Below are 21,197 nucleotides of genomic sequence, written 5' to 3' on the forward strand. Positions count from 1 at the left end.
GGCGACGATGCGCTCGATAAAAAAGCGAGCCGGTAGGATATACGTCGCGGTTGACGGCGTTTCTTACTCGGCTCGATTTTTTTGCCCAATTCGTTGAAACTGTAAAGTCTCTGAGGGCCATCATGCGCAAATCGGCGCTATTTATCGCTTCAACGGCAGCCATCCTGTCCCAGGCGGCGATCGCCGAAGCTCTCGACACGAAAAAGCTTCTCAGCGACGCGCATGCGTCCTTCCAGCCGCTTCCTTCGGTCCCTGTCGCCAAGGATTCGCTGCAGGCTGTCCGCGCCGATCTTGGCCGGCGGTTGTTCTTCGAGAATCGCGTCTCGATGGACGGCAACGTAAGCTGCTCTCACTGCCATTTGCCGGATAAGCAGGCGACCGATGGGCTTCCGAAGGCGGTTGGCGTGTTCGGCAAGGAAAATCCCCGCAACGCGCCGTCGATCTTCAACGCCGCGATGAATTTTAAGCAGCATTGGCGCGGCGACCGCGAATCGCTCGAGGAGCAGGCGGAAAAATCGCTGCTCGGCCCGGCGAGCTTCGGCAATCCCGACCAAGCGACCGCAATGGGCAAGCTGAAAGCCATTCCCGCCTATGCGGACGCTTTCACGAAAGCCTTTCCCGACGACAAGGATCCGATCAACTCCCGCAACTGGGGAATCGCCGTCGCCGCCTTCGAATGGACGCTGCTGACGCCGTCGCGATTCGACGCCTTCCTTTCCGGCGACGCCAAGGCGCTGTCCCCGCAGGAACAGGCGGGCCTGCGCAAATTCATCGATACCGGCTGCGCGACATGCCACAATGGCGTCGGCTTGGGCGGCAATTCTTTCCAGAAGTTCGGCGTCACTGAAGACTACTGGAAGGAAACCGGCTCCAAGACGCCCGACAAGGGCCGCGCGGACGTCACCAAAAACGACGACGATCTCTACGTCTTCAAGGTCCCGAGCCTGCGTAATGTCGCGAAGACCGCGCCTTATTTCCACGACGGATCGGTCGACGATCTGACCAAGGCCGTGAAGATCATGGGCAAGACGCAGCTCGACAAGACGCTTTCGGATAAGGACACCGCCGACATCGTCGCCTTTCTGGGAAGCCTGACGGGGCCCGTCCCGGCGAATTACTCGGCGCCGGAGCCTTATCCGGACGCGAAGTAAGCCCCTTCGCAGGGCGCACGCAACCGTCATGGCCGGGCTTGTCCCGGCCATCCACGCCGAGGGAAACGGCCCACGCCGGGACGCGCTATCCGACAAGGCTGGCTCTCGGCCGGCTGGTAAATTCGTCCGCCCCGCACGCTGTGGCATCTGCGCGGCGTGGATGGCCGGGACAAGCCCGGCCATGACGAGGCAGCGTCGGCTGGGTCGAGCAAAGCGCCACCACGGCCGTTGCGGCGCGAACCCCACCCGGCGGCCGTTGGCCCGCCGACCTCCCCGTAAAGGGGAGGTATGGGGATCGCTAAGCTACATTGCTATTCGCCCGATTGCCCTACCCCTCTCCCGCTCCGCCGGGGAGCCCAACTCACGCCAGCTTCTGCTCCAATGCGATTCGCATCAGCTCCATCGGCGTGCGGGCGCCGAGCTTGCGCTTCATGATCGAGCAGCTGTTGGCGATCGTCTTGTAGGAAACCTGCGTCGCCTCGGCGATCTCCGCCATGCCGAGGCCCGAGCCCAGCATGCGCAATATCTCCAGCTCCCGCGCCGTGAGCGCCGAGAGTGGACTGACCGCGCCAGCATTTTTCGCGAAAGCAAGCTGATTGGCGATCTTCGGCATTAAAAACACGCCGCCAGCGGCCACCTCGCGCACCGCTTTCAGCAACAAATAAGGGTCGTCGTTCTTTGTGACATAGCCCTTGGCCCCCGCCTCGATTGCGCGCGCCGCGAAGATCGGGTCGTCATTCATGCTGAACACGACGATGCGCGCTTGCGGATCCGCGTCGAGAATGCGACGCGTCAATTCGAGCCCGGAAACGCCTGGCATGGCGATGTCGACGACCGTCACATCCGGCTTGTTTGCGATAAAGGCGGCGAGGCCAGCCTCGGCGTCGCGCGCATCGAAGACCTCTATGTCGCCCTCGCCGGCGAGCATGGCCGAGCAACCCGCGACAATGATCGGATGATCGTCGACAATCAGAACCCGCATCTTTCCTCCCTTGAAACTGCTTCAAGATTGACCGGAAGCGGCGCCTTCGTAAAGTCACCGCTCCCGCGCTTGTCTCGACGCGCGGCCCTCGCTCGCCGCCGCGGGCGAGAGAGCGGGAGGAGAGAAGAAAGCCGCATGCTTCGAAAACTGACGTTACGCGCGCGGCTTTCGCTCCTGCTCGGCGCCGTCATGGTCGCCGGCCTAGCTTTTGGCATCGGCCTTTTGATCCTCCATGCGGGGACGCGCGTCAACGCGGAAGCCGAGGGCGCGACGCGACTTGCGCGCGAGCTCGTCCAAGCCACCCTGCCCCGCCTGTCGAGCGCGCAGAATCCACGAGCTGTCTTGGCGGAGCTGCTGGAAGACGCGCGGCGTCTCCGCCATGTGCGCGTGATTGTGGAGGGCGAAGCGCCATCATCCACGACGGCCGAAAAACATGCGCCCGGCTGGTTCAGCGCGTTGGTCTTTCACACTCCGGCGCCAACGCGCGTCGCAACGCCGCTCGGCTCCATCGAGATTGCGGCAAGCTCGGAAGACGAGATCGCGGAGGTCTGGGAAGAGATCGTCTGGCTCGCGATCGGCGCGGCCGCCGTCGCGACGATCGCTTTCACGCTCGTCTCCTATGCCGTTTCCCGCGCGCTCACCCCCATCGGCGCGCTTTCGGAAGCGCTGCGGCGGCTCGAGCAAGGCGATCACGCGGTCCGGGTTCCCGCCGACGGATCTCGGGAGTTCGTCGTGATCGCCGAACGTATCGACAGCCTCGCCGCCACTTTGCAGCGACTCGACGCGGAAAACCGCCGGCTTCTGCGCCACATGATCCACGTGCAGGACGAGGAACGCCGGGCCATCGCGCGCGACTTGCACGACGAGATCGGGCCTTTCCTTTTCGCCGTGCGTGCTGGCGTCGGAGCCCTGGCGCGCAAGGCGCAAACCCCCGACGCCGCCCCGGCGCGGCTGGCGGAAGACTGCACAAGAATCGACGGGCAGATCGCCGCCTTGCAGCAGGTGAACCGCCGCATTTTAGGAAGATTGCGGCCGGCAGCGCTGGAGGAGATGGGCCTCGCCGACGCCATCGAGGCGCTGGCGCGCGGCTGGCGCGAGACGCGGGCGGAAATCGCGATCGATCTCTCGCTCGAGGGCGCGCGGGGCAAGCTCGATGAAACGACCGCGATTACAGCCTATCGCGTCGTGCAGGAAGGGCTGACCAACGCCTTCAGACATTCGGGCGCGAGCCGAATCGCCGTCGCGATCGCGCGCGCCGGCCAGCGGCTGCGAGTCGAAGTCCGTGACGACGGAACGGGCCTTCCGGCTGCTTTCACGCCTGCGGGACTGGGGCTACGCGGCATGAGCGAGAGAGTGAGCGCGCTTGGCGGAACACTTTGGCTCGACAATGACGCGGCTGGCGGCGCGCGGCTTGTGGCCGAGCTGCCCATCGGCGCAACGCCCGTCAACAAAACTGGGGGCTGACGCCGCCGGCCCAAAGAGGCGCGCCGCCTGAGGCGCGCTCATGCCCAAAACGTCGGGAATTCTTCCCGGTTTCGACAGGATGAACTCCCTATAAAACCGTTATTTTTCAAACCTGTAGCGAAGGCGCAACAGATCGGGAATATTGTCGCGAAATTGTCTTGGCGACGGGACGGCGCGGCTCCCTCGACGATATAAACCCGCTCGACGAAAGCGCTCGGAAGAATCGGACTGGGGCCATGGTTTTGGATAAACGGATTTCCTTCATCGCTCTCACAGTGGCGCTCGCGCCGGGAGCGGCGTTGGCGCAGACCTCCTTGCCGACGATCGAGGTCGGCGGCGCGCCGTTGCGCTCGACCGCGCGTCTCGCCCCCGCGCAAGCGGCCCCGAGCCGCTCGACCGCCGCCCAGCCCGCGCGCGTCTCTTCCGCCCCAATCTCGCCAGCGCCCGCGGCTTCCCCGGTTGTCATCAAATACGCCGTTCCGGCCGCGACCTACACCTTCTCCTCCAAGGAACTGGCTCAGACCCGCCAGTTCGACGTCTCCGGCGCGCTTCAGCGCCAGGCGCCAGGCGTGATCATCAATGACGTCGCCGGCAATCCCTTTCAGCCGCAGATCGATTTTCGCGGCTTTGTCGCTTCGCCCATCTCCGGCACGCCGCAAGGGCTCGCGGTCTATCAGAACGGCATTCGCGTCAACGAGGCCTGGGGCGACGCGGTCAATTGGGACCTGATCCCGAGTATCGCCATGGATCGCCTGACGGTGGTCACCGGCAATCCGCTCTTCGGCCTCAACGCGATCGGCGGCGCGGTCACGGTCGATATGAAGAACGGCTTTACCTACCAAGGCTTCGAGCTCGACGCCCGCGCCGGCAGCTGGGCGCGGCGTCAGGCGGCGATGCAATACGGCATCCAGAAAGGCGCCTTCGCGAGCTACCTCGCCATGGAGGCCGCCGGCGACAATGGCTATCGCCATTTCTCGGGCTCGCACGTCAAGCGGCTCTACGGCGACGTCGGCTATCGCGGCGAGAGCGGCGAAATCCACGCCAATGTCACGGTGGCGCAGAACCGCTTCGGCGCCAGCGGCCCGGCGCCCGTCGAGCTGACGAACATCGATCCGGGCGCGGCCTATACGACGCCGCAAACCTATAAGAACACGCTGGCGATGTACGACATCAACGGCAATGTCGCGCCCAACGAGCATTGGAAACTCTTCGGCGACGTTCACTTCCGCGCCTTCGACCAAGCGCGCGTCGACGGCAACACCACCGAGTTCAATTCCTGCGGCGACGCCACGCTGTGCGACGGCAATGACAATCCGACGAGTCTTCCCGACTTCTTCGGCGGCGCCGCCTCGCTCGGCGTCGTCGACAAGACCTGGACTCGCTCGCGCACTATCGGCGGCACCGTCCAGGCCACGAACGACGACGTTTATTTCGGCTTCCACAACAAGATCACCTTCGGCGTCAGCTATGATCACGGCTGGACGGCCTTTTCGGCGAATGAGACGCTCGGCGTCATTCAGCCGAACCTCGTCGTCGGGATCACCGGCCCGATTGTGGAAGAGCCTGCGGGCAGCATTTCGAGCGTCTCGGTGCGCGCCGCGAACGACTATCTCGGCGTCTATGCGCTGGATACGCTCGACATCACCGACAAGCTCTCGGCGACCGCGGGGGCGCGCTTCAATCGCGCCGGCATTTCGCTTTATGATATGCGCGGAACGCAGATCAACGGCTCGGGCGTCTATACGCGCATCAATCCGGTCGCCGGCCTCACCTATAAAATCCTGCCGAATGTCTCGGCCTACGCCAGCTATTCGGAGGCCAATCGCGCGCCGACACCGCTCGAGCTCGCCTGCGCGGACCCGAGCCGTCCCTGCCTCATCGATAACTTCCTGGTCTCCGACCCGGCGCTGAAACAAGTGGTGTCGCATACGATCGAGACGGGCCTGCGCGGCAATGTGGCGGTCCCCTCGCTCGTTCCGGCGGCCGCGGATTACCTCCCCGGCGAAATCACCTGGAGCGCGGGCCTGTATCGCACCTATAATTTCAACGACATTCTGAGCGTCCCGAGCCAGGTCGGCGGTCGCGGCTATTTCACCAATGCCGGGACGACATTGCGTCAGGGCGTCGAAGCGTCGCTGCGCTACGCCGACGAAAGGCTCAGCGCCTGGCTCAGCTATACGCTGACCGACGCGACCTTCCAGTCGGCGATCCTGCTCGGCGCGCCGAACAATCCCCTGGCGATGGCATTCGGCAATGGCAACGAGCTGATTACGCCCGGCGCCAATCTGCCCTCCACCCCGCGCCACCGGCTGAAAGCCGGCGCGGATTACGCCGTGACGCCGCAATGGAAAGTCGGGGCGGATCTCGTCTATGCGTCAGGGGTTTGGCTGCGCGAAGACGAAATCAACGCCTTCGGCACGCTGTCTCCCTATGCGCTGGTCAATTTGCGCACGTCCTGGCAGGCGACGCCGAACCTGCAGTTCTACGGGATAATCGAAAACGCCGCCAATATGCGCTCGCGCAGCTTTGGGGTCTTCTTCGACAGGGCGGCGATTTCCTTCCTGCCGTTCACGAACCCGAAAATGGTCTCGCTCGGACCGCCGCTCGGCCTTTTCGGCGGTGTGAAGATCTCCTTCTGACCAGCCACGCTGGCGCCCGGCCGCCCGGCCGCCTATTTTAGCGCTGCTTCGGCGCTAACTTTGGAGATGGATATGAGAAAGACGTTTGTGGTCGGCGCGCTGGCGCTTGCCGGGCTGCTCATCGCCCCGGTCGCGCCCGCGCTGGCAAAAAAGGCCCCGCCGGTCGCCTCGCTCGATACCGACAAGGACGGCACGGTCGATGTGAACGAGGCGAATAAATCCGCCGAGGCGCTTTTCACCAAGCTCGACAAGGACAATGACGGCACCATCGAGCCCAAGGAGCTTCAGGGCCGCCTCTCCAAAAAAGAATTCAAGGCGGCTGACCCCGATAATGACGGCACGCTCAGCAAGGATGAATATCTCGCCGTCGTCGGCAAGCTCTTCAAAGACGCGGACGGCGACAATGAAGGGACGCTGGACGACAAGGAATTCGCGTCCAAGCAGGGCAAGGCGCTCCTGCGCGTCGTCCGCTAAACCAAGCCTGGGTGATTTGGGAAAGGATTTCCTCTTCCTGAGGAGCAGCCGAAGGCTGCGTCTCGAAGGACGAGGAAATCCTTTCAACCACGTTTTTTCCTCACCCTCGCGCTTCGAGACGCCGCCGTCGGCGGCTCCTCAGCATGAGGGAGAGGAAAAAGCTTCGTTCCTCAGCCTATGCGCGACTTGATCCCTCCCGCCGATCCGGCCATGTAGAAGGCCATGAAACGCCTCGCCGCCGCTTTATGCCTCATGCTCGCGACCGCCTCTGCGCGGGCCGAGACGCTCGATATCAAGGTCGGCGTGCTGCGCGAGCCGCATTCGCGCGAGACCCTCTCCATTCTCGACATTCCCGCCGCCGACGACACGCTCGCCGGCGCGCTGATGGGCGCGGTCGACAACAACACCACCGGCAAATTCACCCACCAAACCTTTGAAGCGATCGACGAGAAGCTCGACGACGGCGCCGATGTCGCGGCGGCGGTCGACACGCTTGTCGATAAGGGCGCGCTTCTCATCATCGCGGATCTCTCGCTCGACCGTCTTCTTGCGGCGAGCGAGCGCGCCAAGGCGAAGGGCGCGCTGCTCTTCAACGTGTCGGCGCCCGACGATCGGCTTCGCGAGGAAGACTGCCGCGCCAATGTCGTCCACGTAGTGCCCACGCGCTCCATGCTGGCCGACGGACTCACGCAATATCTTGTCTGGAAGCAGTGGCGGAAGTGGCTGCTCATCAAGGGCTCGCACGCTAATGACGAATTGCTCGCGCAGGCCTATCGCCGCGCGGCCAAGAAGTTCGGCGCGAAGATCGTGGAAGAGCGCCTCCATGAGGACACCGGCGGCGGACGGCGCAGCGACTCGGGCTCGGTGCAGACGCAGCGGCAAATGCCCGTCCTGACCCAGAATGCGCCCGCCTATGACGCGCTTGTCGCCGTTGACGAGAGCGAGGTTTTCGCGGGCTATCTCCCCTATCGCACATGGGACCCGCGCCCTGTCGCGGGCTCGGCCGGACTTTACCCCACCAATTGGGACCCCGCCCATGAGCAATGGGGCGCGCAGCAATTGCAGAACCGCTTCATGATGACCTATCGCCGTCTCATGAACGCGCGCGATAACGCCGCCTGGCTCGCCATGCGCATGATCGGCGAAGCGGCGACGCGCACAAATTCCAGCGCGCCCGATAAGCTCCGCGCGTTTATACTCAGCAAGGATTTCTCCATCGCCGCCTTCAAGGGCGTGCGTTTGACGCTGCGTCCCTGGAACCAGCAATTGCGCCAGCCGATCCTGCTTTCGGATGGCCGCATCACCGTTTCCGTCTCGCCGCAGGAAGGCTTCCTGCATCAGGTGAGCGAACTCGATACGCTGGGGCTCGATCAGCCCGAAACGAAGTGCAGGTTGAAATGAAGACCAAGGCTCTTGCGGTTTTCCGTCATGGCCGGGCTTGTCCCGGCCATCCACGCCAGGCAGCTGTAATCAACGGCGTGGATGCCCGCGACAAGCGCGGGCATGACGCGCGCGGCGTTGCAATTGCATTTCTCATAACAGCAGCGCTCGCCTTTCCCGCCCACGCCTACACGGCGTTCGTCAGCAATGAAAAAGGCAACTCCATCACCGTCATCGACACGGATAAGCTCGTAGCGACGGCAACCGTGAAAGTCGGCCGCCGTCCGCGCGGCATCGAGCTGAACAAGGACGGTTCCGAGCTTTTCATCTGCGCCGGCGACGACGACGCCATTCAGGTGCTCGACACCAAAAGCCTGAAGCTCACGGGCAAGCTCCCTTCCGGCCCGGACCCGGAGCTGCTCGTGCTCAGCCCCAAGGGCGACACGATCTACGTCTCCAACGAGAACGATAATCTCGTCACGCTCATCGATGTGAAGCGTAAGGAGCAGGTGGGCGACATTCCGGTCGGCGTCGAGCCGGAAGGCATGGCGATCAGTCCGGACGGCAAGCTCCTGGTCAATACGTCAGAGACGACCAATATGGCGCATCTGATCGATACGCAGACCAAGGAGATCGTCGCCAACATCCTTGTCGACAACCGCCCGCGCTTCGCCGAATTCAAGAAGGACGGCTCCGAGCTTTGGGTGTCGTCGGAGGTCGGCGGCACGGTGGCGGTGATCGATCCCAACAAGCGCGAATTGAAGCAGAAGATCAGCTTCGAGATTCCTGGAATGTCGAAGGAGGCGATCCAGCCGATCGGCATTTCGATCACCAAGGACGGCAAGCGCGCCTTTGTTGCGCTCGGTCCCGCGAACCGCGTGGCCGTGATCGACGCCGAGACGAAGAAAATCGAAAAGTATCTGCTCGTCGGCCAGCGTGTCTGGCACCTCGCCTTCACGCCCGACGAAAAATATCTGCTGACCGCGAATGGCGTGTCGAACGATGTGTCGGTGATCGACGTGGCGAGCCTCAAGGTGGTGAAGTCTATTCCGGTCGGCTCCTTCCCCTGGGGCGTGGTGGTGGCGCCGCAATGATCGATTCTTCGCAGCCTTGTCATTCCCGACGCGCAAAGCGCGATCGGGAATCCAGAGCCACAATCCCGATGTCTGCGGACGGCGGCTCTGGATTCCCGGTCGTTCGCTTCGCGAACGCCGGGAATGACAGATGCGCGCCTGAAGGCGCGCGGTCCGGACCGCGAGCCTTCAGGCTCGCCTGCAACGCAGCGCCGCTATGACCGACGCCCTCTCCATCCGCCATCTCTCGCATTCCTACGGCGCCCGCAAGGCGCTCGACGATGTGAGCTTCACTGTCGCGCCCGGCAGCTTCACCGTGCTGCTCGGCCTCAACGGCGCCGGCAAGAGCACGCTTTTCTCCCTCGTCACGCGGCTTTATGCGGCGCGGCAGGGCCGGATCGAGATCTTCGGCGCCGATGTCATGCAGAGCCCCGGCGCGGCGCTGCGGCGGCTCGGCGTCGTGTTTCAGGCGCGCACGCTCGATCTCGAATTGAGCCTGATGCAGAACCTCGTCTATCACGCGGCGCTGCACGGCATCGGCCCGTTCGAGGCGCGCCGCTTAGGGCAAGAGGCGTTGACTCGCGCCGGCCTCGCCGAGCGCGCCAATGACAAGGCCCGCGCACTCTCGGGCGGCCAGATGCGACGCGTCGAGATCGCGCGCGCTCTGCTGCACAAGCCGCGGCTTCTGCTTCTCGACGAGCCGACCGTCGGCCTCGACATCAAGGCGCGCGCCGATATTCTCGCCCATGTGCGCGGCCTCGTCCACGACGAGGGGCTCGGGGTCTTGTGGACGACCCATCTCATCGACGAGATCGACAGCGAGGATCAGGTGGTGATCCTGCATAAGGGCAAGGCGCTGGCGACCGGGCTGGCGCGCGAGATCGTCGCGCAAAACGGCGCGCCGGAGATCGGGGCGGCTTTCGCGAAGATCACAGGCGCTGACGCAGAGAGGATTTCGGCATGAGCTGTCGGGCGCGTATCGCCTTGGTCCGCGACTCCTTCTCCTGTTCGCGGGAGACGGCGGCCCGCGCGTCGACGAGGGTCGGATGACGTCCCTGCCCGACACGGCTTCGCCGGAAGCAAAAGCGCCTTTCACGCCGCGCCAATATCTCGTCTGTCTTTGGGGCGTTGTCTGGCGAGAAGGGCTGCGCTTCCTGCATCAGCGCGAGCGCTTCGTCTCCGCGCTTGTGCGGCCGCTCGTGTGGCTCTTCATCTTCGCGGCGGGGTTTAGGCAGGTGCTCGGCATCTCCATCATCCCGCCCTATGAGACCTATGTGCTCTACGAGGTCTATATCGCGCCGGGCCTCATGGCGATGATCCAGCTTTTCAACGGCATGCAGTCGTCGCTCTCCATGGTCTACGACCGCGAGACGGGCAATATGCGCACGCTGCTCGTCTCGCCCTTCCCGCGTTGGTTCCTACTCGGCGCCAAGCTTTTCGCCGGCGTCGCAGTTTCCATCCTGCAGGTCTATGCCTTCCTATTGATTGCTTATTTCTGGGAGATCGAGCCGCCGACCAAATGGGGCTATCTCACGGTCCTGCCGGCGCTCGCGCTCGGCGGGCTCATGCTCGGCGCGCTCGGCATGCTGCTCTCTTCGCTGATCAAGCAGCTGGAGAATTTCGCGGGGGTGATGAACTTCGTGATTTTCCCGATGTTCTTCGCCTCCTCGGCGCTCTATCCGCTCTGGCGCGTGAAGGAGTCGAGCCCTTGGCTCTATTTCGTCTGCCAGGCGAATCCCTTTACCCACGCCGTGGAGCTGATCCGCTTCGCCTTTTATCAGCAGGTCGAATGGGTCTCGCTGCTCGCGATCGCGGGCTATACGAGCGTCTTTCTCATCGGCGCCATCATCGCCTACGATCCCGCGCGGGGCATGCTGATGCGCCGGGGCGGCTAGCCGCTATAGCGGGTAAGCCACGCAGGCTCGGGCTTGCCTTACCTTTTCCCCTTGGCCTTCGTCGCCGCCTCTTCCGCCGCCGCGGCTTCGGCGTAGCCCTCCGGCAGCTTCACGCCGCTCGCGAGCTGGGCGCCGAGCGCAATGGTGCGGGCTTCCGTCAGGCGCAGCGCGCAATAGCCGAAGTCCGATTCCTTGGCGTAGGAGCGGCAAACCTCCTCCCGCCAGGAGGAGAAGCCCGCCTGCTCCTTCACCACGAAACTGCGGACCAGCTTGTCTTTCTTGTTGCGCTCGTAAAGCTCGCGGAAATCGGCGCGGACGTCTTTTTCGACCTTGGCGCGGGCGCCGAGCATGTCCTCGGCTTTCTTCGGATCAAATTCCGTCTCCGCCATGCCCCAAAGCCCGCTCGGATCGGCGCGGCAATCCGCCTCCCTGATCTCGCAGGCCTTTCCCTCATTGGTGACGAGAATGGCCCCGTCCAGCACGTCGAGCGTGAACGGACAGGCCGGGAGCGAGAGAAGCTGATAGCGGCGCAGCCCGGACCCGCTGTCGCGGCGCGTGAGCTTCAATGGCATGCCGGCGATCTCGACGCGGCATTCCTCGCCCGAGCGCGACAGGCGATCACCCGAAAGCGTCAGCTTCGCGACTTCCAGATCCGATCCGATCCGCGAGAATTCTATGGCGCTGCCCACGCCGTCGAGCTGCAGGGTCTTGCCGACGATTGTATCCTCTGAAGGGGCCTTGGGCATGACCACAGGTCCCCGCGCCTGCCCCATTTCGCCGCTACTGAGCTTTTTCTTCGGCTTTCCCCCCGGGGACGTCAGCGTCCCTTCCGGCGTCGGCGCAACCGCGCCGGGAAGCGCAAGCTGGGCGCCAGCAGGCGTAAGCGCAGCGCCCGACATCAACGCGCCGGACACAAGCCCAGCGGCCGCCCGAGAAAGAAATGTCCTGGACGGCGCAATCGACATCGGCCTGCCAACCCCCTCCCCACCCCGCCGGGAGCCCGGCGGGCGAAGCGCCTATTTCGGCGCCAGAACCATCACCATCTGCCGCCCTTCCATCGAGGGCTCCAGCTCGACCTTGGCGACCCCGGCGGTCTCGGCCTTCACGCGCGTCAGCAGACGATAGCCGATGTCCTGATGCGCAATCTCGCGCCCACGGAAGCGAAGGGTCACCTTGACCTTGTCGCCTTCCTCGAAGAAACGCTGAACCGCCTTCATCTTGACGTCGTAGTCATGCTCATCGATGCCGGGGCGGAGCTTGATTTCCTTGACCTCGACCACCTTCTGCTTCTTACGGGCCTCGGCGGCTTTCTTCTGCTCGGCGAAGCGGAAACGGCCGTAGTCGAGGATTTTGCAGACGGGAGGCGTCGAGTTCGGCGCGATCTCGACGAGATCGAGCCCGGCCTGCTCGGCCATGCCCAGCGCGTCCAGCAATTGGACGACGCCGTGATTCTTTCCTTCGGAATCGATCAACTGCACTTCACGGGCGCGAATTTCTCGGTTGGTGCGCGGGCCTTCTTTTTGCGGCGCCGCGGTGCTCTTCATTGGCCTGCGAATGGATCTTTACTCCTTTAAGGGGCCGAAACCTCGGCCGCGATTCAAAAACTGCGCATCTTGCGCGGGATAGATTTTCGGACGGATATCCGGAGCGGGGGAGATTCTCACGACTGCGCGGCAAGTCAACAGGTGAAATGGGCATTTGCGCCATTATTCACGCGGAAAAGCGCATTAAAGGAAATCATTGATGATTGAGGCGAGCTTTTGGGGCGCGTCTTCGGGCGAGAAATGGCTCACGCCCGGCAGGCGCTCAATGCGAAGATTCGCAACGTAACGATCTGTACCTTCGAGACACGCTCGGTCCAAAGCGACGTCGCGGAGGCCCCAGACGATCAGCGTCGGCGTCTCGATGGGCGCGGCGAGCGCGGCGCGCGCCGCAACCGCGTCCCATAGGGCGCGGCGATACCAGTTGAGCATGGCCGTCATTGCGCCGGGCGAAGCGGCGTTGTCGCGGTAGATGTCCATGGCGTCGTCGCAGATCGCGTCCGGCCGCCGCGCCGCATTGCGGATCAGCGCCGCCGTCAAATAGCCCCGTCCGAGCGACAACAGCCAGTCGGGAAGCACTGGGATCTGGAACAAGGCGACATAGAACGATTTCCGCCTTTGCCGGGGGCTCCGCTGCAAGGTCTGCCAGAAGCAGAGCGGGTGCGGGATGTTGATGAAAACGAGTCGCTCCAGGGGCCGAAGTCGACGGATGGCCGCCACCCAGGCGACGACGCCGCCCCAATCATGGGAAATCAAGGTAATCGACCGCGCGCCAGACGCGTCGATGAGGCCCGCGACGTCTCCGGTAAGAGCCGACAGCGAATAATGCTTCTTGCCCTTCGGCCGGCTCGTGGCGCCATAGCCGCGCTGATTGACGGCCCAGACGCGATAGCCCTTGGCGACGAGCGGCGCCACGAGATGGCGCCACATGACGGCGGTTTCGGGGAAGCCGTGCAGCAGAAGCGCGAGCCGCTCCCCCTCCCCCGCCTCGAAGACCTCGAAGATCACCCCGTTGGCGGGGACGAAAATGCGCCGAGCGCCGAGAAGGGCCTCGGCGTCCATCAACCGGCGAGCGCGGGGCAGCTCGGACAGGGCGCGCCGCCGGACAAGGCGCCGCAGCTCTGGCCCGCGCCCGTCTCGCCGCCAGCCGCGGGCTTGGCGATCAGCGACAGCTGCCGCTCGACATGCGCGCCGCCGCAGGCGGGGCATTCCGGCGTCTCCTCGAAACGCGCGAGCGTCTCGAACTCATGGGCGCAATCCTGGCAGCGAAAGGCGTAGAGGGGCATGGGGACTCGTGGGTTGGTAAGGTTCGCCGCATAATAGGCGTTGCCGACGCCGCGGAAAAGCCGACTAAAAAGCGCGGGCTCCTGATCCCGCCCCTGCACACACTTCGTCATGACCGGGCTTGTCCCGGCCATCCACGCCGAGGGATACGGCCGATGCCGGGCGCACTGTCCCACACGCGGGGTTTATGCCAGTAAACAATCGTCCCACAGGCTCTGGCGTCTGCACGGCGTGGATGGCCGGGACAAGCCCGGCCATGACGGTATGGGGTTGCCGTCTCGATCACGCACGACGCCGAGAGCGCTAAATGCACATTAACGATTCGCATCCCCAAGGCAGAACCAAATGACCTATCGCGCGCCGCTTTCGGACATTCTCTTTTCGCTCCGCCTCGCCGCGGGCCCCGACGCTGAGGCGCTCTACGCCGACATCGCCGACGGCGTGGCCGAGCAGACGCTGAACGAGGCCGCAAAATTTGCGGAAGGGCAGCTTCTGCCTCTCGATAGGATCGGCGACCGCGCCGGCGTCAAGTTCTCGGATGGCGCCGTGACCACCGCCCCCGGCTGGCGCGAGGCCTATGCCGGATGGCGGGAGGGCGGCTGGAACGCCATCGCTGCGAACCCCGATCACGGCGGGCTTGGCCTCCCCGCGCTGCTCAACGCAGCCTGCACGGAAATCTGGAACGCCGCCAATATCTCCTTCGCCCTTTGCCCGCTCCTCTCCCATGGCGCGATCGAGGCGCTGGAAGCGCACGCGAGCGCCGCGCTGAAGGAAACCTATCTCGCCAAGATCGTCAGCGGCGAATGGACCGGGACGATGAATCTCACCGAACCGCAGGCGGGCTCCGACCTCGCGCTTCTGCGCACCCGCGCCGAGCGCAACGCCGACGGCTCGTACCGCCTCACCGGCCAAAAGATCTTCATCACTTATGGCGAGCATGACCTCGCCGATAACATTGCGCATCTGGTTCTGGCGCGGCTCCCCGACGCGCCTTCGGGCACGAAGGGAATCTCGCTTTTCCTCGCGCCGAAATTCCTGCCCGATGAAACAGGCGCCTTCACGCGGCGCAACGCGCTGCATTGCGCTGGCGTCGAACATAAGCTCGGCATCCATGCCTCGCCGACCTGCACAATGGTCTATGAGGACGCCGTCGGCTTTCTGATCGGCGAAGAAAACAACGGCCTCGCCTGCATGTTCACCATGATGAACAACGCCCGGCTTTCGGTGGGCCTACAGGGCGTTGCGCTTGCCGAGCGCGCCACGCAGGCGGCGCTGGCTTATGCCAAGGAACGCAAGCAGGGCCGCGCGCCGGGCGCGCCGGAGACAAGTGCGATCATCGAGCACCCGGACGTCGCCCGCATGCTGCTCACCATGGCGAGCCTGACGACGGCGGCGCGCCTGATCTGCTTCGAGACGGCCGCCTCGCTCGACCGCGCGCATCGTGACGAGAACGCCGCTCACGCCAGGGAAGCCGAAGAACGCGCGAGCCTGCTGACTCCTGTCGCCAAGGCCTTCTCCACCGACATCGGCAATGAAGTGACGTCGCTCGCCGTGCAGGTGCACGGCGGCATGGGCTATATCGAAGAGACCGGCGTCGCCCAGCTTATGCGCGACGCGCGCATCTGCGCGATCTATGAAGGGACGAATGGCATTCAGGCGATCGACCTCGTCGGCCGCAAATTGCCGATGTCCGGCGGCGCGGCGCTGAACCGCGAGATCGCCGACATGCGCGCCATTTCTCAAGAGAGTAACGACGTAGCTGTGTACGAGGCGGTAGAAGCATTCGCGCAAGCAAGCAATCATCTCGCGCAGGCGATGAAAGAAGCGCCGGCCGAGGCCCTCGCTGGCGCGACGCCCTATCTACGCCTGTTTGCGCTGGCGCGCGGCGCGACGCTTCTGGAAAAAGCCGCGAAAGCCGCGCGCCGTGGAAATGATCACAACGCCGCGCGTTATGAAGCGCTCGCGCATTTCTTCGCCAAGAACATTGCTGTTGCGGCGCCGGGCTTGGCGAAGGCGGTAATGGAAGGCGCGCGCTCGGTGACGGAAGGAAGGGCCGCATTTGCGGGATGAGTGCGCAGGGCCGCGAGCGAATTCTCCCCCCTTTACAGGCTACCGCAGGCACACGCCTTCATGTCGCCGCCCTCGTCATGGCCGGCTTGTCCCGGCCACCCACGCCACGCAAACGGCAGCAAATGCTGGGCTACGTCTTCATGGAACGTTTGCGTCCGCGTGAGGAGAGAAACAGGGAGGCGCCTATGCGCCCATATATTCCCTTAAGCCCAGTTGCTCCTCCGCGCTCATATGCAGCCCCAGCTTCGAGCGCCGCCATAAAATATCGTCGGTTGTCCGCGCCCATTCGTTCTCGATCAGATAGTGCACTTCCGCCTCTGTGAGCCCGCAGCCAAAATCGCGGCCGAGATCCGCCATCGCATGCGCGTGCTTCAGAATGCGCTCGGCGCGCGTTCCATAGGCGCGCGCGAGCCGCCGCGCCAATGCGTCGCCAAGAAAGGGCTTCTCGCTTTTCAACCGCGCGAGAAGCGCTTCGAATTCCATATCGCCGCCGGGGAGAACGGCGCCCGCCGTCCAGGCCTCGCCATGCGCCGGCAGGAAGCGGCGTAGATCGTCGAGCGCATGTTCGGCGAGGCGCCGCGCGGTGGTAATCTTGCCGCCGAAAATCGACAGAACCGGCGCGGCGTCTTCGGGCGCGTCGAGATCGAAAGCATAGTCTCGCGTCACGACCGAAGCGTTGAGAGATCCATCGTCATAAAGCGGGCGCAGTCCCGAATAGCTCCAGACGATATCCGCGCGCGTGACCGGCTTGCGCAGAAAGTGGTTGATCGCTTCGAGAAGATATCCCGTTTCCGCATCGCTGATCGCAACCTCGCCCGGCGCGCCCTCATAAGCGACATCGGTTGTGCCGATGAGTGTGAAATCATGCTCGAAGGGGATCGCGAAGACGATGCGGCCGTCGGGGTTTTGCAGAATATAAGCCTGAGCGCCCTCGAAGAGCCTGCGCGTAACGAGATGCGAGCCCTTCACCAGTCGCACATGCTTGCGCGAATGCACATGCAGCGCGCCTTCGATCACTTGCGAAACCCAGGGCCCCGCCGCATTCACCAGCGCGCGCGCCTCGATCTCCATGCCGCCGTCGAGTTTTGCCGCCCAATGGGCGCCCTTGCGTTTTGCCTGGACAAGCCGCGTTCCAACGCTGATCGTGGCGCCCCGCTCCTTGGCGTCGAGCGCGTTGAGCGCAACGAGACGCGAATCCTCCACCCAGCAATCGGCATAAGTGAATCCGACATCATAGGTCTCGCGTAAAGGCGCGCCGAGCGCATTGCCTTTCAAAGCGACCAGATGCGAGCCTTCGAGGCGCGTGCGGCGCGCGAGATGATCGTAAAGAAAAAGGCCGAGCCGCAGCATCCACACGGGACGCAGGCCCTTTTCATAGGGCAACACGAATTTCAGCGGCCAGATGATATGCGGCGCGGCCGCCAGCAGACGCTCGCGCTCCTCCAGCGCTTCATGCACAAGACGAAACTCGTAAAGCTCGAGATAACGCAAGCCGCCGTGAATGAGCTTGGTCGAGGCGGACGACGTGCCGCTCGCGAGATCGCTCTGCTCGACGAGGCGAACCGAAAGCCCCCGCCCCGCCGCGTCGCGCGCAATGGCGCAGCCGTTGATCCCGCCGCCGATGATGAGAAGATCATAAAGCATGCGCGCCGCTCTCGGTTGGCTCATGCTCAATCTAAGGCGGATGCGGACCGACGCAAGGAAGAAGGCGGTCCGCAATGTCGCCAGCCGTCATTGCGAGCGTAGCGAAGCAATCCAGGCCCACATCACGGCCCTGAATTGCTTCCTCGCTTCGCTCCTCGCAATGACGCCGAGGCCGCGCCCGCCTCGTAATCACCGAGAAAAAAAGCAAAGCCGGCGACAGCCGGCTTTGCAGGAAGCGATGGTTTTTCTTATCAGGCCTGCGGCGCGCGCGATTGCGGGCGATTGCCGCCGCCATGCGCCCGCTGCTTCTGGCCATTGGCTGGCCGCGCCGGACGCTGGGCGTTCTGGCGTTCGCCCCCCGGCCGGCGTGCTTCGGCATGCTGGCCTTCGCGGCGGGGATGCTTATGCGCATTCCGCCCGGCGCCATTGCTCGTTTGAGGGCGGCGAGGTTGGGCGTCGTCGCGGCGCTGATCCTCGCTGCGGCGGTCGGTGAACGGCAGCGACTGGCGCGTCAGCTTTTCGATCTGCCGCAGCAACGGACGCTCGCCATTGTCGCACAAGGAAATCGCCCGGCCAGAGGCGCCGCCGCGCGCTGTGCGGCCGATGCGGTGGACATAAGCCTCCGGCACTTCCGGCAGCTCGAAATTGACGACATGCGTCACGCCATCGACATCGATGCCGCGCGCCGCGATATCCGTCGCGACCAGAACGCGGGTGCGTCCCTTGCGGAAAGAATCGAGCGCGCGGATGCGCTGGTTCTGGCTCTTGTTGCCGTGGATCGCCTCGGCGCCGACACCCGCCGCCTCGAGATGCTGCGCCACCCGATCGGCCCCGCGCTTGGTGCGAGTGAAGACGATGGCGCGGGAGATGTCCGTGTCTTTCATCAACTCGAGCAGCACGTCGCGCTTGGCGCCGCCGTCGACGAGAAACACATGCTGCTCGACGCGCTCGGCAGTAGTGGCGACCGGCGTCACCGACACCTGCGCGGGGTTGTTCAGCATATGCTGCGCAAGGCCGGCGATCTCCTTCGGCATGGTGGCCGAGAAGAACAAGGTCTGGCGGTTCTTGGAAAGCTTCGCCACGATCTGACGGATCGGGACGACGAAGCCGAGATCGAGCATATGATCGGCCTCGTCGAGGACGAGCACCTCGGTCGTCGCAGGCTTGAAGCGGCCCGAGGCGATATGGTCGAGAAGGCGGCCGGGCGTCGCGACGAGCACGTCGAGGCCGCGTGACAGCATCTCGATCTGCGGGCGATGCGACACGCCGCCGACGATCACGCCGACGCTCGGCCGCATGAATTGCCCATAGGCGCGGAAACTATCGGCGATCTGGGCCGCGAGCTCGCGCGTCGGCGCAAGCACCAGCGCGCGCGCCGTAAAGGGCGTGGGACGACGCCGGTCGGCGGCGAAGCGCTCCAAGATCGGTAAAGCGAAGGCCGCCGTCTTGCCGGTGCCGGTCTGGGCGATACCGAGAAGGTCGCGGCCCTGAAGCAAATAGGGAATGGACTGGGCCTGGATGGAGGTGGGCGCCTCGTAGCCTTCGCGGTCCAAGGCGCGAAGCAGAATCTCGGAGAGTCCGAGATCGGTAAATTTTGTCACTGAGCGTCTTTCATAAGGGAGTCGCGCGCCGCGGCCCGAAAGCGAGCGCGGCGATATCGATCCGGTAAAATGGGAGACTTGCCCCGCGTATCGGGCCGTCGATTGTGCGTGGGGAGGCTGACAAGCGGGCCCGACGCGCCCCTGCGGGTGACATCGGCTATACGCGGCTGGAGCGCCTCATGCTGCGGTGCAGCTTTTTATCTCGTACAAGAATAGGCGGCGCAGGTCAATGGGGCGGCAGCCCGACGCTCAGGGTGGGGGAGCAGGAAACAATCCCTCACCCGATTGCCCGCCAGCCTGACGCAAAGCAGCAATGCTCCAGAAACAGTGTTTTCAAAGCCAAGTATATAACATCCTTCGTGTCGGCCGGTCTCCATCCGCGGCCGACCCCCAGCGCCCGGCACGACTCCGCCAGCTGTGCCGGGCGCTCCCAAAAGCGCTGCGCCTCGAGAGCCAAGCATCGAAGAGCGAAGCCTCGAAGCTTGCCATGGCGCCCCAAGCAATTGCCCCGCCAACGGGCGCCGCCTCATAGAGCACGTTCCGCAAAGCGCCGCCTGGCCCTTGCCGAAGCCGCCCGTCCACTTTATCGGGGACCGGAAGCTCTACCAATCGAGGCGCTTATGACTTCCCCCCGCGCGCCCCGCCGAGAGGCGGCGTTTATCTTCATCCTCATCACCGTCGCGCTGGACATGCTAGCGCTCGGCGTCATCATCCCCGTGCTGCCGAAGCTGATTGTGCAGTTCGAGGGCGGGGACCTGGGCTCGGCGGCGCGCATTGTCGGGCTCTTCGGCTTCGCCTGGGCGGCGATGCAGTTCTTCTTCCAGCCCGTGCTCGGCGCCCTATCCGATCATTTTGGCCGACGCCCGGTCGTCCTGGCTTCCAATCTAGGGCTCGGCCTCGACTATATCTTCATGGCGCTCGCGCCCTCGCTGCCTTTTCTCTTCATCGGGCGGCTGATCTCCGGCGCCACAGCCGCAAGCGTCTCGACCGCCAACGCCTATATCGCGGACATTACGCCGCCTGAGAAACGCGCGGGCCGCTTCGGCCTCATCGGCGCCGCCTTCGGTCTCGGCTTCATCCTTGGTCCGGCGATCGGCGGCGCACTCGGCGAATATGATCTGCGCTTTCCCTTCTGGGCCGCGGCGGTTTTCAGCCTCGCCAATGCGCTTTACGGCTATTTCATCCTCCCGGAGTCACTAGCGCCCGAAAAGCGCACGGCTGGCATTGTCTGGCGCAGCGCCAATGTGGCGGGCTCGCTCGATTTCCTGCGGCGCGACCCCGCGCTGACGCTGCTTTCCGGCGCGCTCTTTCTTTCCTACCTCGCGCATGAATCGCTGCCGGCGCTTTTCGTGCTCTATACGCAGCAGCGCTATCATTGGGACGTCGCCGACACCGGCTGGGCGCTTGCGATCATCGGCGTGTCGCAGACCATCGTCTCTGGCGGGCTGGTTCGACCCGCGGTCGCGCGGCTCGGTGAAAAAGTGACGCTGACCATTGCGCTTGTCTCCGGCGCGCTCGGCTTTCTGGCTTTCGCCTTCGCGCCGACGGGCCTGGCCTTCATGGCGGGGGCGCCGCTGGTCGCCCTCTGGGGCATGGCCAATCCGTCTTTCCAAGGTCTGGCGACGCGGCTCGCGGGCTCTACCGAGCAAGGACGGCTGCAAGGCGCGCTCGGCAGCCTGCGCGGCGTCTCCGGCATGACGGGCCCGCTGATCTTCTCGCAGATTTTTGCCTTCTCGCTGTCGATCGATCTTTTCACTGGCGCGAGCTATTTCATCGCCGCCGCGCTCCTCGCGGCCAGTCTTGCTCTGGGGCTGAAAGCGGCGAAACAAAAATCGCTCTGAGATAATATACATTTACACAGAAGATGACGGAAAGAAGACAGTGAGCGCATTGGACGCTTGCACGCAGGCGCTGCTGATTATTTCGGACTTGCCGGGAGACTAGATTATTCTCGGAAGAGTTCGTCAATGATTCCGGAATATATGCATCGCGATTACAT

17 protein-coding genes are annotated in these 21,197 nt (G+C 64.1%); 10 read left to right on the forward strand and 7 right to left on the reverse strand.

Going from position 1 to position 21,197, the window contains the following annotated elements; genetic code table 11:
- Positions 1 to 122: 122 nt before the first annotated feature.
- Positions 123 to 1,151: a cytochrome-c peroxidase gene (locus OGR47_RS12450; protein WP_165051821.1), complete on the forward strand. Its 1,029-nt coding sequence runs from the start codon at positions 123 to 125 to the stop codon at positions 1,149 to 1,151.
- 361 nt (positions 1,152 to 1,512) lie between these two features.
- Here OGR47_RS12450 and OGR47_RS12455 read toward each other — a convergent pair whose 3' ends face one another.
- Complete coding sequence (locus tag OGR47_RS12455; protein WP_165051823.1) at positions 1,513 to 2,133, reverse strand: response regulator transcription factor; 621 nt, start codon at positions 2,131 to 2,133, stop codon at positions 1,513 to 1,515.
- 135 nt (positions 2,134 to 2,268) lie between these two features.
- Here OGR47_RS12455 and OGR47_RS12460 point away from each other — a divergent pair, with 135 nt between their 5' ends.
- The 7 genes from OGR47_RS12460 (at position 2,269) to OGR47_RS12490 (ending at position 11,058) form a co-directional block, all read left to right on the forward strand.
- Positions 2,269 to 3,597 (forward strand): ATP-binding protein, encoded by a 1,329-nt coding sequence (locus tag OGR47_RS12460; RefSeq protein ID WP_165051825.1) that lies wholly within the window; start codon positions 2,269 to 2,271, stop codon positions 3,595 to 3,597.
- Between the two features lie 236 nt (positions 3,598 to 3,833).
- Entirely contained in the window at positions 3,834 to 6,236 is a 2,403-nt protein-coding gene (locus OGR47_RS12465) for a TonB-dependent receptor (RefSeq protein WP_165051827.1), read from the forward strand.
- Between the two features lie 72 nt (positions 6,237 to 6,308).
- Complete coding sequence (locus OGR47_RS12470) at positions 6,309 to 6,710, forward strand: EF-hand domain-containing protein (protein WP_165051830.1); 402 nt, start codon at positions 6,309 to 6,311, stop codon at positions 6,708 to 6,710.
- A gap of 222 nt (positions 6,711 to 6,932) precedes the next feature.
- Complete coding sequence (locus OGR47_RS12475) at positions 6,933 to 8,111, forward strand: ABC transporter substrate-binding protein (RefSeq protein ID WP_165051832.1); 1,179 nt, start codon at positions 6,933 to 6,935, stop codon at positions 8,109 to 8,111.
- Positions 8,108 to 9,184 carry a YVTN family beta-propeller repeat protein gene (locus OGR47_RS12480; RefSeq protein ID WP_371824424.1) on the forward strand — a complete coding sequence of 359 codons (1,077 nt, stop codon included), beginning with the start codon at positions 8,108 to 8,110 and terminating at the stop codon, positions 9,182 to 9,184. Before OGR47_RS12475 ends, OGR47_RS12480 begins: the two co-directional genes overlap by 4 nt.
- 196 nt (positions 9,185 to 9,380) lie before the next feature.
- Entirely contained in the window at positions 9,381 to 10,127 is a 747-nt protein-coding gene (locus OGR47_RS12485) for an ABC transporter ATP-binding protein (RefSeq protein WP_165051834.1), read from the forward strand.
- 82 nt (positions 10,128 to 10,209) lie between these two features.
- Positions 10,210 to 11,058, forward strand: a complete 849-nt coding sequence (locus OGR47_RS12490) for an ABC transporter permease (RefSeq protein ID WP_165051836.1) — start codon at positions 10,210 to 10,212, stop codon at positions 11,056 to 11,058.
- A gap of 38 nt (positions 11,059 to 11,096) precedes the next feature.
- Here OGR47_RS12490 and OGR47_RS12495 read toward each other — a convergent pair whose 3' ends face one another.
- The 4 genes from OGR47_RS12495 to OGR47_RS12510 form a co-directional block, all read right to left on the reverse strand.
- Positions 11,097 to 11,957, reverse strand: a complete 861-nt coding sequence (locus OGR47_RS12495; RefSeq protein WP_246729677.1) for a hypothetical protein — start codon at positions 11,955 to 11,957, stop codon at positions 11,097 to 11,099.
- Positions 11,958 to 12,074: 117 nt separating this feature from the next.
- Positions 12,075 to 12,602 carry a translation initiation factor IF-3 gene (gene infC / locus OGR47_RS12500; RefSeq protein WP_165051863.1) on the reverse strand — a complete coding sequence of 176 codons (528 nt, stop codon included), beginning with the start codon at positions 12,600 to 12,602 and terminating at the stop codon, positions 12,075 to 12,077.
- 183 nt (positions 12,603 to 12,785) lie between these two features.
- The gene (locus OGR47_RS12505; protein ID WP_165051866.1) at positions 12,786 to 13,661 is read right to left on the reverse strand and encodes an alpha/beta fold hydrolase; all 876 of its coding nucleotides are present in this window, start codon (positions 13,659 to 13,661) and stop codon (positions 12,786 to 12,788) included.
- On the reverse strand, positions 13,661 to 13,996 hold the full coding sequence (locus OGR47_RS12510; RefSeq protein WP_246729678.1) for an FmdB family zinc ribbon protein: 336 nt from the start codon (positions 13,994 to 13,996) through the stop codon (positions 13,661 to 13,663). Before OGR47_RS12510 ends, OGR47_RS12505 begins: the two co-directional genes overlap by 1 nt.
- Positions 13,997 to 14,228: 232 nt before the next feature.
- On the opposite strand from OGR47_RS12510, the gene OGR47_RS12515 reads away from it, so the two are divergent.
- Positions 14,229 to 15,953 carry an acyl-CoA dehydrogenase gene (locus OGR47_RS12515; protein ID WP_165051868.1) on the forward strand — a complete coding sequence of 575 codons (1,725 nt, stop codon included), beginning with the start codon at positions 14,229 to 14,231 and terminating at the stop codon, positions 15,951 to 15,953.
- A 183-nt stretch (positions 15,954 to 16,136) separates the two neighbouring features.
- Here the strand turns inward: OGR47_RS12515 and glpD are convergent, their stop codons facing one another.
- Together glpD and OGR47_RS12525 are read right to left on the reverse strand one after the other, a co-directional pair.
- A complete protein-coding gene (gene glpD, locus OGR47_RS12520; RefSeq protein ID WP_165052026.1) occupies positions 16,137 to 17,597 on the reverse strand; it encodes a glycerol-3-phosphate dehydrogenase in 1,461 nt (486 codons plus the stop codon).
- Between the two features lie 251 nt (positions 17,598 to 17,848).
- The gene (locus tag OGR47_RS12525) at positions 17,849 to 19,198 is read right to left on the reverse strand and encodes a DEAD/DEAH box helicase (protein WP_165051870.1); all 1,350 of its coding nucleotides are present in this window, start codon (positions 19,196 to 19,198) and stop codon (positions 17,849 to 17,851) included.
- Positions 19,199 to 19,818: 620 nt separating this feature from the next.
- Here OGR47_RS12525 and OGR47_RS12530 point away from each other — a divergent pair.
- The gene (locus OGR47_RS12530; RefSeq protein ID WP_165051872.1) at positions 19,819 to 21,039 is read left to right on the forward strand and encodes a TCR/Tet family MFS transporter; all 1,221 of its coding nucleotides are present in this window, start codon (positions 19,819 to 19,821) and stop codon (positions 21,037 to 21,039) included.
- Positions 21,040 to 21,197 lie beyond the last annotated feature (158 nt).

Origin of the sequence: Methylocystis sp. MJC1, from assembly GCF_026427715.1 — a bacterium.
Lineage (GTDB): Bacteria > Pseudomonadota > Alphaproteobacteria > Rhizobiales > Beijerinckiaceae > Methylocystis.

Coding starts and splice junctions, on each gene's coding strand:
- OGR47_RS12460 (WP_165051825.1), top strand. CDS start 2,269: ATGCTTCGAAAACTGACGTTACGCGCGCGGCTTTCGCTCCTGCTCGGC.
- OGR47_RS12470 (WP_165051830.1), top strand. CDS start 6,309: ATGAGAAAGACGTTTGTGGTCGGCGCGCTGGCGCTTGCCGGGCTGCTC.
- OGR47_RS12485 (WP_165051834.1), top strand. CDS start 9,381: ATGACCGACGCCCTCTCCATCCGCCATCTCTCGCATTCCTACGGCGCC.
- OGR47_RS12480 (WP_371824424.1), top strand. CDS start 8,108: ATGAAGACCAAGGCTCTTGCGGTTTTCCGTCATGGCCGGGCTTGTCCC.
- OGR47_RS12490 (WP_165051836.1), top strand. CDS start 10,210: ATGACGTCCCTGCCCGACACGGCTTCGCCGGAAGCAAAAGCGCCTTTC.
- infC (WP_165051863.1), bottom strand. CDS start 12,602: ATGAAGAGCACCGCGGCGCCGCAAAAAGAAGGCCCGCGCACCAACCGA.
- OGR47_RS12530 (WP_165051872.1), top strand. CDS start 19,819: ATGACTTCCCCCCGCGCGCCCCGCCGAGAGGCGGCGTTTATCTTCATC.
- OGR47_RS12450 (WP_165051821.1), top strand. CDS start 123: ATGCGCAAATCGGCGCTATTTATCGCTTCAACGGCAGCCATCCTGTCC.
- OGR47_RS12455 (WP_165051823.1), bottom strand. CDS start 2,133: ATGCGGGTTCTGATTGTCGACGATCATCCGATCATTGTCGCGGGTTGC.
- glpD (WP_165052026.1), bottom strand. CDS start 17,597: ATGCTTTATGATCTTCTCATCATCGGCGGCGGGATCAACGGCTGCGCC.
- OGR47_RS12505 (WP_165051866.1), bottom strand. CDS start 13,661: ATGGACGCCGAGGCCCTTCTCGGCGCTCGGCGCATTTTCGTCCCCGCC.
- OGR47_RS12465 (WP_165051827.1), top strand. CDS start 3,834: ATGGTTTTGGATAAACGGATTTCCTTCATCGCTCTCACAGTGGCGCTC.
- OGR47_RS12510 (WP_246729678.1), bottom strand. CDS start 13,996: ATGACGAAGTGTGTGCAGGGGCGGGATCAGGAGCCCGCGCTTTTTAGT.
- OGR47_RS12515 (WP_165051868.1), top strand. CDS start 14,229: ATGACCTATCGCGCGCCGCTTTCGGACATTCTCTTTTCGCTCCGCCTC.
- OGR47_RS12475 (WP_165051832.1), top strand. CDS start 6,933: ATGAAACGCCTCGCCGCCGCTTTATGCCTCATGCTCGCGACCGCCTCT.
- OGR47_RS12495 (WP_246729677.1), bottom strand. CDS start 11,957: ATGTCGGGCGCTGCGCTTACGCCTGCTGGCGCCCAGCTTGCGCTTCCC.